This is a genomic window from Nitrosomonas marina (genome assembly GCF_900110145.1).
Classification (GTDB): domain Bacteria; phylum Pseudomonadota; class Gammaproteobacteria; order Burkholderiales; family Nitrosomonadaceae; genus Nitrosomonas; species Nitrosomonas marina.
Genome location: NZ_FOCP01000035.1, coordinates 1 through 12,769, shown reverse-complemented (window position 1 = coordinate 12,769; position 12,769 = coordinate 1). Strand labels below are relative to the sequence as shown.

Annotated in this window: 13 protein-coding genes; 2 read left to right on the top strand and 11 right to left on the bottom strand. The window is 48.1% G+C overall.

All coding sequences use genetic code 11. From position 1 onward, the window contains the following. From BMX44_RS15425 to BMX44_RS15410, 4 genes are all read right to left on the bottom strand, one after another. Nucleotides 1-3,839, bottom strand: a 3,839-nt coding sequence (locus BMX44_RS15425; protein ID WP_090634675.1) for an HzsA-related protein, incomplete at its 3' end; no start/stop codon positions are given. Nucleotides 3,840-3,850: 11 nt separating this feature from the next. Then, entirely contained in the window at nucleotides 3,851-4,132 is a 282-nt protein-coding gene (locus BMX44_RS15420) for a hypothetical protein (protein ID WP_218143990.1), read from the bottom strand. Nucleotides 4,133-4,135: 3 nt separating this feature from the next. Beyond that, nucleotides 4,136-4,378, bottom strand: coding sequence for a hypothetical protein (locus BMX44_RS15415; protein ID WP_090634673.1), 243 nt, complete (start codon nucleotides 4,376-4,378; stop codon nucleotides 4,136-4,138). Beyond that, nucleotides 4,341-5,156 (bottom strand): hypothetical protein, encoded by an 816-nt coding sequence (locus BMX44_RS15410; RefSeq protein WP_090634672.1) that lies wholly within the window; start codon nucleotides 5,154-5,156, stop codon nucleotides 4,341-4,343. Before BMX44_RS15410 ends, BMX44_RS15415 begins: the two co-directional genes overlap by 38 nt. A 151-nt stretch (nucleotides 5,157-5,307) precedes the next feature. On the opposite strand from BMX44_RS15410, the gene BMX44_RS15405 reads away from it, so the two are divergent. Then, complete coding sequence (locus BMX44_RS15405; RefSeq protein ID WP_143056970.1) at nucleotides 5,308-5,712, top strand: hypothetical protein; 405 nt, start codon at nucleotides 5,308-5,310, stop codon at nucleotides 5,710-5,712. Nucleotides 5,713-6,069: 357 nt separating this feature from the next. Then, nucleotides 6,070-6,372, top strand: coding sequence for a hypothetical protein (locus BMX44_RS15400; protein WP_090634669.1), 303 nt, complete (start codon nucleotides 6,070-6,072; stop codon nucleotides 6,370-6,372). Nucleotides 6,373-6,934: 562 nt separating this feature from the next. Here BMX44_RS15400 and BMX44_RS15395 read toward each other — a convergent pair. The 7 genes from BMX44_RS15395 to BMX44_RS16950 all read right to left on the bottom strand — a co-directional run. Beyond that, nucleotides 6,935-7,432 (bottom strand): hypothetical protein, encoded by a 498-nt coding sequence (locus BMX44_RS15395; RefSeq protein WP_090634667.1) that lies wholly within the window; start codon nucleotides 7,430-7,432, stop codon nucleotides 6,935-6,937. 136 nt (nucleotides 7,433-7,568) lie between these two features. After that, complete coding sequence (locus BMX44_RS15390; RefSeq protein ID WP_090634665.1) at nucleotides 7,569-8,252, bottom strand: HNH endonuclease; 684 nt, start codon at nucleotides 8,250-8,252, stop codon at nucleotides 7,569-7,571. 54 nt (nucleotides 8,253-8,306) lie between these two features. After that, nucleotides 8,307-9,110, bottom strand: coding sequence for an AadA family aminoglycoside 3''-O-nucleotidyltransferase (locus BMX44_RS15385; RefSeq protein ID WP_090634664.1), 804 nt, complete (start codon nucleotides 9,108-9,110; stop codon nucleotides 8,307-8,309). An 82-nt stretch (nucleotides 9,111-9,192) separates the two neighbouring features. Beyond that, nucleotides 9,193-9,600: a hypothetical protein gene (locus BMX44_RS15380; RefSeq protein ID WP_090634662.1), complete on the bottom strand. Its 408-nt coding sequence runs from the start codon at nucleotides 9,598-9,600 to the stop codon at nucleotides 9,193-9,195. 304 nt (nucleotides 9,601-9,904) lie between these two features. After that, complete coding sequence (locus BMX44_RS15375; RefSeq protein ID WP_090634660.1) at nucleotides 9,905-10,729, bottom strand: hypothetical protein; 825 nt, start codon at nucleotides 10,727-10,729, stop codon at nucleotides 9,905-9,907. Between the two features lie 80 nt (nucleotides 10,730-10,809). Next, nucleotides 10,810-11,508 carry a hypothetical protein gene (locus tag BMX44_RS15370; RefSeq protein WP_090634659.1) on the bottom strand — a complete coding sequence of 233 codons (699 nt, stop codon included), beginning with the start codon at nucleotides 11,506-11,508 and terminating at the stop codon, nucleotides 10,810-10,812. 40 nt (nucleotides 11,509-11,548) lie between these two features. Further along, nucleotides 11,549-12,769, bottom strand: a 1,221-nt coding sequence (locus tag BMX44_RS16950) for a hypothetical protein (protein WP_090634658.1), incomplete at its 5' end; no start/stop codon positions are given.

Sequence of the window (12,769 nt, the reverse complement as noted above, 5' to 3'; positions counted from 1 at the left end):
GCCGTTGCAGCACCGGTAATCGTGCCTTTCCTTGGCACATCGCGCGTTATCAGCGTGAAGGTATCCGTAGATTCATCAACGCCCGCAACGTCGACCACAGTAACGGCCACATCCATTCTTGATGTTTTGTTACCATCAGCCATGAACCTGCTGATAGTGAATGATGAAGATCCAGCCGGAATCGTGCCGTTTGTGGTCTCAACTCCTCCCCAGTCAACCGAATATGTCCACCCATCGCTATTCGTGTCTTCACCGTCAGTCAGTGTAACAACACGCTGGAATGTATTGCCCTCGTAGACGAACGCGCGGCCACCGGCATTAATGCTCAACGGGTCTGGATCTCCGCCACCGCCCGCAGCGTCAATCGTGATCGTGAAGGTATCATTATCCGTGTCGCCAACATCATCCGTGATTGTCACGGTCACAGCACATGAACCGGCTGTACTGAATAACCTGCTAATGCCGAATGATGATTGGCCAGCCGCGACCGACACGCCGTTTTCCGGCGTTCCGCACCAGTCAATATCAACCGTCCAGCCGTCAGAACCAGCATCTTCACCGTCCGTAAACGTGATTGTCCTGCTGAACGTATCGCCCTCGGTGATGGTTTCATTGCCGCCTACGCTGATTGACACCGGGTCCGGATCTGGCGGCGGTGATGTGTCACCCAGGCCCATCAGATAACCGGCTGTAAATTCAACAGTGCGAGTATTCCCGGCCACGTCATCGACTGACGCGCGTATAACCTGGTTAGGGTCTGATATGGGCGTACCGAGTGTGATTGATACAATGCCGTTCATGCTTGCAGATCCAGCAAGGTTGGCGCCACATGAAGCACCCGACATAAGGCACACATTAAGCGAATTCGGATCTATTCCCGAACCCAGGTCAACCGTACCGATAATAATGTGCGTTATTTCATCGCTGACATTCTTGGTTATGTCCATGTGGATGGTAGGAGGCATCTTGTCATCGGTTGCGCCCGGACCTGCCTGAGCCCCGGTATCAATCCAGCGCGCTATCCACCGCAACTCTTCATCGGTTATGCCTGTCGCCGGATGTGCAGCGCCATAATCAAGGTCGCCTAAATATTCCCCATCCGTGTTATTGTCAGTCCTCTCGCCCTTGGCCTTCCAGTACAACAGGCTACGGCGTGAATTGAACGCCACAATGTATTTTGATACGTAAGGACGGTTAAGGTCCGTACTGCCACCATACGAATGTTTGTAAATCTGCCATGGGTGAGTGCCGGGCGGATCCTCATCATCCAAGCCCTCCTGAAATCGATCGTAAACCAGTCGCCAGTATGTCGACTTGATATCTTCATCAAGATAATCAGTAGGGTCTACCGGGTTATGATCCAGCACCAGGCCTTTCTCGCGTCCGGATGTAGAGTTACCAGATATGGAATGACATGACGCACAACGACTTAACAGGATCGGCTTGATATGCTCGTCATAATTGACGACAACGCCATACCCGCTGATATTGTTGTATATCGGGTCTCCATTACCGTCAATACCGGTCAGTAACGGCACCGTACCACGGCCTAACTGGAACGGTGTGTAGCCAGGTGTAGCGGCATGGGACGCAGCAAAAGTATTGCGCGGCGGATGGTCAGGCGAATGCCCTACGTGACAGCCTCCGCATACTTTCTTCTCACCCGGCTTAACGTGTTGCCATGTCTGGTCAACAGCCAAGTTTCTACCCTCGCAGTCAAGCAAGAACATCGTATATGGAATGTTCGCCGGTATTTCCGCAAGGAAGCTGGTATCAACATGGATACCGTCAGTCTCCATGATCGGGTCGCCGTTACCATCCTTGTTTCTGGTATAGAGGTCTCCGATGATCGCTACGCGCTCGCCTGTCGTACCATGCACTTGTGCCAACGGGTTGCTGGTATCGTTATGGTGCATCTGCGCAAAGCGCACTCCGCAGATATCATCATCGGTAATGCCTTCTACCGTTTGCGTTCCCTGCAAGTTGAATGCATGGATATTTACCGTAGTGAGATCAGGAACACCACCAAATGGCAGTATCTCCCGGTCAGTAACCGAAGCAGCACCCACGTATCCAAATGGAGAGCCCTTTGGCAAATCAGCACTTTTGATTGGATCTAAAACAGCGGGTTCGGACACACCATAAATGTCTGTATATGGCACCACTGCGCGCGCACCAAACTCGTGATTACCCTTGGTATCAACAAGCATCACCAGATCATCAGGGTTTGTTACCGGAATTGTAGATGCAATGTAAATACCCAAATTACAACCAGGAATATCTGAAGTGTACCCGTTACCGTATGTCTGTAACGCCTCAGCCAGCGAAGTCACATGATTGATGGCGAAATCATACCCGTTAGCGTCTACAGATCGCTGCGGTGGCGTCGCACCTATAGCGACAAACGATTCATCGCCATTACCTACAACACTGCAAGTCCCTTTTGCCCAGGTAACACCAAGAGCGCCGTCACCAGATGGAATTGCAAAAGGCCAACTCAGTTTGCCTGAATGCGGCAGCGCAGATGTATAGTTCGGGTGGGCTACAGGTGTGTTCGGGAACCCGGTCATCAGCGTTGAGATATCATCCGTGTTGATCGCCCAATCTGCGACGTTATAACAGTTCTCTGGCAGATACTGGTCTGCCTCAATCAGGCCAGCTTTGTGCGGATCCTGCCCCTCTTCACCAAAGTTGCCGGGCAGCGGACAACAAGATATTGCCCCACTACCGTTATTGCCGCCACGGTAGTAATTGGCAGTACAGAAATCCTCATTAGGACGCTGCGCAAAAAAGTGAAGTGCGTTGAAATCCTCACCACTACTATTAACCGCCGCCTGTGGTGAATGCTGGCCGATCAGCGGGAAGTTTCGAGATCCATCCGGGAACTGGTGCCATGGCTTGAATGAATTCAAAATGGTGAAAGATCCGCCCGGCGTGCCTTGTGTTTTGCTGAAGGGAATCCCCATCCCGATTTGCCAACTGGAATAAACGACGCGGCCATCCTTCAGAACAATAGGATGTTGCTCTTGCGTGCGTGCATGCGATGATGCGGGCAACAGATTTTTGCCGCTCGCATCCATTGTCCAGATGGACATGACCGGCTCCGAAGCCGTTGTATGCTGGATTACATTTGTTGTAACGTATTGCAGGCTTGTTCCTGACCGGGTAGATACAAACCCTATTCGACCGTCAGGACCAGGTAAAGGGAATGGGGAGATATCCCATATACCTGGCGCGTATGCTGTTATCGTTGACGTTGCTCCACCGACGACATGTTTCTTGATGTGGGCGCCATCAGAAGAAATGGTGGCGTTAGGAATTGGTTTGAATCCATATCCATATTCCGATCCCTCTACATCAATTCCATCCTTGGCATCAGGATGATATATCTGGTCGTTAAATTTTTCTTTCCGGTAGAACACTGTTCCACGGTAAACCGTGTAATAAATAGTCGTTCCATCATACGAAACATGCGGGTCCATTGCGCTGCATGTCGATGTACCCGAGACACCACCGCCAGCATTAAACGTTGACGAACAGTCCTCAATGACCTCCTCCACACCAGCGGCATCACGATAAATCAGGTCGCATGGTGTAATAAAGGTCGTAGCATCCGACCAGTAACGTGACAATGGGAAATTAACTTCGTTAAACCTGTCCAGAACGTCGACTTTAAACGTTTTCTCAGCATACACAACGCTATCGTCAGACAGTGTGACATTGCGCCCGTCCGTCCATTCAGGCGTAGCAGGACAACGGGAAAACGCAATCGGCAACGCCGAGAACGCCTCGGAAACCACCAGTAACATGAAAAACGCAATAAATAGTCTTGCTAACATGGTATCTACACCTACGAGATAATTTGCTTAATCTTCATTACAATGCCTTCCCAAACAGCCAGAATCACTGCCCCGGTTATAACCGTCACAGCGACAATCATTCCGCGCTCAGTATATTTACGCATTCGCCCGCCAAATCTCAGGTCTTCCCGGAATTCCTTTACGCTTTTCTGGTCATCAACATCAACCTCAATAAGTTTGAATACCTCCCTGACAGCCTTGTCAGCAGCCGCATTTGACGCCAACTTGCAATGGTCTGGGATATCGTCGGTTTTCTTGTCACAATCACTCATAAATCACCCTTTTGGTAAAGATTTGGCCAGCGCACCGATTGCCCTGATTACGCCATTGATGCGGCCTGCAATTTCAGCCTTCGCTTTGGCTTCGGCCTCGCGCGATTTGCCCCAATCTTCAAATGGTTTGCTCTTAAAGAAAGATTCGGCCAGGCTGACAGGCATTGACAACGCGTCAGGCATGGGTGTGTTTGCGTACAGACTCAGGTTAAACGCCATTGCTAACAGGTTTTCGCGCCAGTTCATGAGCGATTCTTGCGATGCATTGACGTACTGGAAACCGCGCGGGGGACAAGATTTCTGTCTCCCTCCCCCCTTCTTTTGGAACCGGCAATGCGACAATGCCTTCGTGACTAAAGTCTGTAATGAATAAGTGGTGCATCCTGCCCCGGCCTTCCATGTACATGAACATCAACTGCTCAAACACGCTTTCCGGGTAGGCTGTAATGATCTTTATTTTTTCAAGGATGAATGCGTCAAAATCGTTTGCATGCTGTACCGGATCTGGCATTGCGCCAAGTTCCGATTTTGTTTCGCCATCGCAGAATAACTGGCACGCCATGCCGCCCAAAATCCAGTGCAATCGCCCGTCGATTCCATCTATCTGGCCGATCAATCTCTCAATCGACTCTGCCATGGCGCCGGTCAGGTGCCTGATATGCCACTTGTCTTGGTGCAATTCACCCAGGGGTATGCTTTCGTCTTTTAACGCAGCGTCCTTCGATGCGTCCAGGTAATCCGTTAAATGTGCACCGCCTTCTAACTGGAAATCCGGACCGGTATCGGATGTAACCGACAGGTAATGGCACACTGCCATGATGCGCTCTTGCACGGTCCAGTTCTGCGGGTTGTCCATACCTTCAATCGTTGACTGCACACCGGCTTTAGTCGAATTCAGGAACGTTGTGCATAATGCCTCTTCAAGATGCGGTGGCGATGATGCTATGGCGATCGACTCGCCTATGGTGAGCTCGCGCATTTGTAACGTCATACGACGCAGGCGCAAAGGTTGGATATTCAGCATTTTTCTTTGTGAATGAACTCAATGAGAAAATTCTGAAGGTTTTAAAACGCTGATTTTGTCTGTTTTTCCGTCTGCGTCGTTTGTTGCAAGACTACCGGAATGGATTAATCTATGATCACCCATAAGATGGGATAGATGTTTGTACGCAGCAATGACTCAAGATCAGCCGAAGAAACACAAGAAGAGAGCGAGCCCGAACCGGATAAAACATAACAGGATGGCCGCTATCGTCGCGAAAACAGAGGGTTTCGGTGCACTAAAGAACAAAAAACAACGTGTCGAATTTGCCCGAGAAATATTGGCCAGGTACGGTGAAGATATTTGCCACAAACGCTATTACGGCATCATTGAAACCGCAGAATGCATTTACTGGTTCGGTATATTGCCGCGGAAAGTAAATGAACTGATTGATACCTATGATTCTGCGAAAGATATAGCGAAACTGCTAGGGCACACTGAACTGCGCATTCAGAGAGCAATGGATCATGTTGTTTCGGACAACATTAACAACATACTCGATGAGGCTGATTCTTGGCTGAATAAATTGGATAACTAAGAGGGGAAAAATCCGGCGCATTAAAAGATGGCGTGATAAGAAAGGGCTTATTGGACTAATGCGCCGGATAACTCTACAAAATATCTAATGCAAATCCAACCATCCGACTACGCTGGTTACGCTGTTACAATACGCTGGTTGGTGCGGTATCTTCATTACAGATTAGGATAAATCTGTCAGTACATTGTACATAGCATTTATCACGCCGACAAATGATAATGATTCTTGTTTTGTTAAAATATTGTTAATACTTTGTTAAAAACCTTATTTATCAATGTCATTGAAAAGACTAATTTTTTTAGCTAATTTTGCTATTTTTGAATACAATTGACTCAACCTAGTTATTAGAGAGAAACCATGCCAACACCAGACTGGAGAGAAGAAAAAGCAAAGTGTGTAATTCAGTCGATCTGCAGAATTCTTGCATCAGAAAGCACTCCTCAAGCGGTTCGCGACGAACTTGGCGGGCAGGCGCTCTGGAACGCCCTGAAGCTATTTACTGAAGCACTGGAAGAAAGACTTGGCAGCAGTGAAACAAAATGGTCCCCTGCCCTGGTCAAACTTTTTATATCTAATCCGGATCAGTGTGACCAGTGGCTAGAACTTATGGCTGAACCGGATTTCACGGCAAGCGCATATTGGGATCAGAACAGAAAATAAAAGTGACAGGATTAAAGAATAGTTTTTTTGTAGTTCTTCCAATCATCCTTATCGCTCGCGATCAAGGAGCCCTAAAAAAATTCCGGCACATCATTTTTGACCAAATAAGGAAGGAAGGTCGATGAAAGAATGTACGAGACATGATGCGCCGGAAAGTGTTTCCTGCATAACTCTTTCATTCCAACCATCCGACTACGCGGTCACTGTGCGCTGGTTGGTGCGGTAATTCGTTTGATAAGCTTATTTCGCTACCAAATAAAAGGGCATTCAATGAATGCAGAATCAGTATACCTAGAAATTATTATTTATGCAAATGATAATCCTTATCATTTGCATTATCAATATTCTGCATTATTCTATGTACGCTAATAATAAAGAACCGAAGAACGCACAACCTAACGCCGGAAAGCCCGGGCAGCTTTCTTGGGGGCCTGCTTTTTAAAAGCAGGTAACACAATATCTCCCCTATGATTCATGTTTTAAGGCAGGATTTCTTTATATATTTTAACCGCAGAAATAAACTCTTCATCAGTAGCCGCGATCAATGCACAGCTGGAGCAATTTAAAAAGCTCGCAGCTTTGCCTCGATCAAATCCCACCGATTATGATAGCTGCTAATATCCCACCCACTATAGGATGTTCTGGGGGGCAGATGTACGGTACGTACATTCGAATCTTTACGGGCATTACCCTTCAGTCCGGGATCAGCCAACCATTTCCGATGCGCAACTGCCACGTTCTGAGCCATATCGGAAGACGGAATAATGTAATACGAGAATTCACTTTTAGTATTGGGGTATGGTATTCCGACCAGGATCCAGAAGAAATTGGCACCAAAATCAATTTCCGCCTTCCGACCCACACTACATGTTGCATTGCCGGGCACGAACGTCTTTACTTGCACATGAACAAATTTAGTTCCCTCGATGTTAGTCACCAACACATCGGTATTCGGTGTATTGCCCAAGGTAACCACGGCGGGCCAACCACGACGACATAATTCACCAGCTACGAAGAATTGGCTAGCGTTTCCACGACTGGATTTGTCATTGGAGTTCATATTTTTATGATCCTGGTTTCTGAGTTAACTCACGGCCGCAAATGCATCATGGTAAGTGACCACTTCGTCATAATCTTTACGATCATATCTGATTACTAATCACGTAAGCTAATACAGTAACGACTTGTTATACTTCCTATCTACCACCATTTCTCAATCTTGATATTTTGCTTCTGAGCCGCGTTACGAGTTCGCGTTTCTCAGCACCATAGTGCAGTTCCCTATGACAGTTTGGACACAAGGCAACTGCATTTTTTATTGTGTCTTCCCCTCCGTCAGCCAGTCGTAGGACGTGGTGGACCTCCAGAAACGGGGAACCATCCTCGCGCTTAAACGGTGCTGGATTATCACAGCACTCACATATACCTTCGGCTTCTGAAAGAACCCATGCAACAACAGCAGGATCTCGCGCATATTCCGTAACGGTCGTTTGAACATTTGCGGGTTTAATGTTACCGACAGGAGGAGCCTTAGGCGTTACTTTTTTGAGCTTCTCAACTACGGCCGCAAACTCAGCTGATGCTGTAAGTTTTTGACCTTCTGTCTCAGAAATCAACCGTTCTAGAACCTGTATTACGTTGGCACCAACATTGCGTGCAGGTTTCAACCCATTGACCCACCGACGCCCCTGCAGAGAATAGACATACGAAATATTTTGCATACGGTATTCGTATGATTTGGCTGTGCGACCGAATTTTTCGGAGAGCTGGGCGTAATAGTTTTTCTTGATAAATGGCTCTCCCTTCGCCTCTTTGCGATGCATGTCGACATACGCCTCTACGGAGGCTCTTAATTCCTCCTCACTCCAGTTCTCGCTCACATGATCTTCCTTAGACACATGACGTCTGATCTCGTGTATGTTTGATGCGAATTGTTAGGTATCACTGGCTCCAACCAAGCTTTCCCCGATAGTACGTTTCATGTAATGAATCAACTCCAAAATCTGATCTCCACGCGAGACCAGACGATCTTCACGGTGTCCAAGATAGGCCTGCCGAGCTTCAATCATTATGGGTTGATACTTTATAGGCAAATGCTCAATAGCCCAGTCAGCAGCCACATGCTTGGGTGCGATCTTTCCAGTTGTGCTGCTGATCCAAATGCGAGCCAACGTTAGCAACACATTCCGCTCATCTCCTAACCAGTCTGATGGCAAATTCCAGAGACCTAGAGTGTCAGACATAACCTTATAAAAATCAATTACAGGTACCGCGTCGAAAAAATGTTCTGCAGGAGGGCCAATCAAGGCAATACTCTTCTCTCGGAGCTGCGTTAGCAGAATCGCCAAATCCGGGTCGATAACCGAAGCTTCAAAGATGCCCTCAAGTATATCCTCACGTTTCCACTCTCCAAATTGGAGTTCACGCGTAGCTGGGTAGTGCCACGGCACAACCTCGTTGTGTATAACGACGGTGACTTCCAGAGCGCGAAGAATTTTGCTTTCCCCGGGGGGTGCCGATATCTTTAGCAGGTCGCGCATCAAGGTTCGTCGCACGTTCTCGATGGGGGGTTCTGCTATTGTGACAAACAAATCAATGTCGCTATATGTCTTGAGGCCACCATCCACGGCCGAACCGAATAAATGTACGGATAACAAGTTTGGGACCAGATGGCGTTCAATAACATTTCGCGCCTCTGAAATCTGTACTGTTATGTCTTTTGGTACAACACCATTCATGATTTCTAACTGTTACGCCTAACTGCAGCGAGCCACGTAACGAATTGCCCGTTTCCGTTACAGCCTTGTTCGACTGTTTGCGTCAGGATTTACACTGGTATTTGGTCCACGCTTCCTGAAGTTCATCGTCAGGAAGTGATCCGCCAGTGACATTGACGATTCGTCTCAAGTTGCGACAAACACAATTCGGTAAGGCGTGCTCTGCGGCGTTGTCGATATCAACCGGAAAATACTCGTCCTCATTGTCCAGCATCTCGTTGAATTTTTCGTAGCACTCTTGTACTTTTTTTCTGAGTCGTTCGGTCGTACTCTCGGGCACAAGCGAAAGTAGCTTTTCTGCGCGAACATTGATCATGTCGGATTGGAGTGTGCGCACATAGGCAGCCTGCTGTGCCCGCCTTGCTTTGCGTCGATCCTTCGAGACCATCCACACCTGCACACCTTGCATGATTCCAGAGATTGCTGCGATCAAAAGCATTGCTGATTCCATAGATTCTTCTCCTGCCGGTTACTGTCTCTACGTAGTCGAACTTAACAAATGCCATACTTTCTGAGTTATTATTCCACTACAATGCCGCACATTCATAAATTATCTTAGCGTATTTTAACTACATTTAAAAAATAACAAGGTACTTAATGCATGTAAATACGACAATGCCACCAGCTGGAAAATATCTAATCAAATCTTATTTGTGTACCGGAAACTATAAACGCTGAAATCGACAAATCGGATGTGTATGAGCGCTATGGTGTTAACACCATCAAAAATGAAGACATAGCACTGCGAAGCTGCATTACAAATCAATACGTTTGTATGAAGACCAATCTGTGCGATCAATGGCAGTCAATGTAGCCAACGTCATCGGTACCGACTTCTCAACGAAATGCCCTTTCACATCTATTGGTGAAGATAACGGATCTGCGATTGATTCAATGACCAATGGCGCATAAGTGCGCCCTTTGTACTGCAATGCGACTGTTACAGGAGCAATTGACGGCACGAGTGCATCAATAAAGCCGGTCTCGCCACGCGCAGAATTGACCGATCTGGCCAAAACCGAACCATCAGGCGATAACTTGACCGGTAGAGCCCACGACATCAGTTTTTCAAACGGTGCCTCGACCTCCGCATACGGATCTCGCCACGCGCGAAACAAAGCGGTTACCTGAAACTTGACTGGAGGCATGCCGTTGAATACCTGGGTTGAATTCAGTTTGGTGATGCCAGTTCTACCTTCAAATTGTTTGATAAAGCGATTTGATTCTTGTTGCGCATTAGCAGCAACACCCCTTAACAATCCTTCAGCACTTCCATCCCCGACCAGGTCAGCTACCGCGTCGATTATTGGTTGAAGAGCTCCAGACTGCAGCATGGCAAGCAGTGTAGGCGCCCTGTTCTCGGGTCCGGAATGCTCAAACGCGCTCTGCCAATTCAATGATATTTCCATGCTGGCCTCAGAAAATGGTGATTGCACGATATCAGGATCAGTGTTTTTCGTGCGCGCATATAAACCGTTTTCAGTTCGTTCAACCTGGTAAATACTGGCTATCAGATGCGGTGACAAACCGTCCCAGGCAGATGAAAGCGTTTTGTTTTCTAAACTCGGTGTATTAGCCATAGTTCAAATAAAAAAGGCGTTACCTTGAAGCTCCCACAACAAGGAAACGCCAAAAGCTGCAGTAAGGAGAGTTATAGTTATTACAATCCCGCCTTTTTGCGAACGCGCATTGATTTTGCCCGGCGCATTTTCGCGGATGCGGAATGGCTTTTCATTCGTGCTTTACGGATAGCCAGCTTTTGCCTTGCCGACAGCCGCACAGTTCCTGATACACGCTTGCGAATGCGCACTTTTTTGCCTCCGCGAACAGCCATCTTGTTTTTGTACGCCGCGTCCAAGGCAACAGAATCGAATGCGAAAGAGTCGATATCCTCACCTTCAGCGTCTTCACCTTCAGGCAGAACGGATGCAACCAGATCTCGTACACGCTCGGCTGCGTCGCTGTCCCACTCGTTCAGCAAGGTGTCAATATCATCCTCTTCAACACCTTTGCCTGACAGGTAGTCCCATGCCGCCTCAAGCGCCATTCCAAAAACTTCCTGTTCATCCTCAGTAATATCGCCGTCCTTGTTTTCATCGGCAATACCCATCATCAGCGCAAATAAACGGTCTGCAGATGATTCGTTATCATCCAGGTCGTCAGCTTCCACCCATTGCTGAACAGCCGCAGCTGCGGCCATCCTCATTTCAGAATTGGAGAAACTTTCCGACGCCCCCATTTCACCACCCCCGGCCATATCCAGGGTAAACCCGCTTTGGCCAGAAACGCCCGCTTCACCTACAGTCTTCGGTTTTCTATCCGGTCTTAATGCGGATTTGATTAAATCACTTGTATTCATGTTTCAATAGATCCTTGTCAATAAAAAAACCTGTTACCGATTAACGGGAAAGGGTTTGTGTCACAAAAATCTGCCTTACGGTACCGTCATAACGCAACCAGTAAGAACAATCGATTCGGTCATAAGGTCTCTGTGCATTCGGGCGAATATCAAACCGCCACCCGCGTCCTTCCATTTCCGGCTCATTGCTTGGTATCAGCCATCCTGACGCCTCGGCACCTTCAAACAACTCAGTCAGAAAGTTTCTCAGTCGGCTTAGGGCTATATCCATCGGCAACTGAAGCACGTCTTTGCCGTACCGGGTGACGTTATCGTCAATTTCAGCCGACATATCAGCCACGGCAATGAGTTTCTTCAGGCTGGATACAACCAGCGCACTGGTCAGTGAGTCAGTGAATACATACCGGCCACCGCCCGAGAACTGATCCCATAACACCGGGTTGATTTTCGCTTTTGCAAGCGCATTGCGTTCCTGCCGGCTTGGATTGGTTTCCTGGGACATACGCGCCCGGCGAATCGGCCAGTTACGCCCTGCTATCGGGTAATTTTTCGGCGCAAATCCGCGCGCGTTTCTTTGTGCGTTGCGTCCGCATCCGTAGGCAATATTCAGCGTTGCAACGCCGAAATAACCTTTTGGATTGACGCCGGTCGGGTCATCCGACTTGATAGGCGACCAGTAAGCATGCAGCAAGTGAGCACTCAGGCTTGCACCAAAGTTAAGCTGCTCTACAAATGTAACTGCCGCATCGACTGTCAGATTACCGGACACGTCAAAACGCAATTGCCGGTTAGTGTCATGCGCCAACTGCGCCAATTGCCCGAGTAATGCTGCGGACTGCGAACCACCGGAGGAAATGTACTCATACTCAAACGGTGTATTTTCCAGTTTCACACGCGCAAGCGAGTAATCCTCTGTCACATAACCGGTACCGCCCTCATCGAAACAAACCAGCGTATTTGACTTGGACCATTTCTCTTGTCCGCCCGTATCGTACCCGTAAGCATCAGAAGTAGTAGCCACGGTTGCATTCGCACCGGTTACACCGACACTTACCTCAAGTTCATCGGTAAATGACGCGACCACATCAGGCAAATACAGCGAATTGTTATAGTCATCCTTGGCATCGATATCCAGAGATCCGAAAAACTCGTATATCAGAACATCTTCAGAATCCAGAATTTGCAGCGTGATTTCATCGTTTGCCTGCGCCACGCCGCCCACTTTCTTTTCATCAGCCCGGTAACGCACCTTGATACCGTC

Coding starts and splice junctions, on each gene's coding strand:
- BMX44_RS15415 (WP_090634673.1), bottom strand. CDS start 4,378: ATGAACTGGCGCGAAAACCTGTTAGCAATGGCGTTTAACCTGAGTCTG.
- BMX44_RS15405 (WP_143056970.1), top strand. CDS start 5,308: ATGACTCAAGATCAGCCGAAGAAACACAAGAAGAGAGCGAGCCCGAAC.
- BMX44_RS15395 (WP_090634667.1), bottom strand. CDS start 7,432: ATGAACTCCAATGACAAATCCAGTCGTGGAAACGCTAGCCAATTCTTC.
- BMX44_RS15385 (WP_090634664.1), bottom strand. CDS start 9,110: ATGAATGGTGTTGTACCAAAAGACATAACAGTACAGATTTCAGAGGCG.
- BMX44_RS15410 (WP_090634672.1), bottom strand. CDS start 5,156: ATGCTGAATATCCAACCTTTGCGCCTGCGTCGTATGACGTTACAAATG.
- BMX44_RS15375 (WP_090634660.1), bottom strand. CDS start 10,729: ATGGCTAATACACCGAGTTTAGAAAACAAAACGCTTTCATCTGCCTGG.
- BMX44_RS15380 (WP_090634662.1), bottom strand. CDS start 9,600: ATGGAATCAGCAATGCTTTTGATCGCAGCAATCTCTGGAATCATGCAA.
- BMX44_RS15370 (WP_090634659.1), bottom strand. CDS start 11,508: ATGAATACAAGTGATTTAATCAAATCCGCATTAAGACCGGATAGAAAA.
- BMX44_RS15400 (WP_090634669.1), top strand. CDS start 6,070: ATGCCAACACCAGACTGGAGAGAAGAAAAAGCAAAGTGTGTAATTCAG.
- BMX44_RS15420 (WP_218143990.1), bottom strand. CDS start 4,132: ATGAGTGATTGTGACAAGAAAACCGACGATATCCCAGACCATTGCAAG.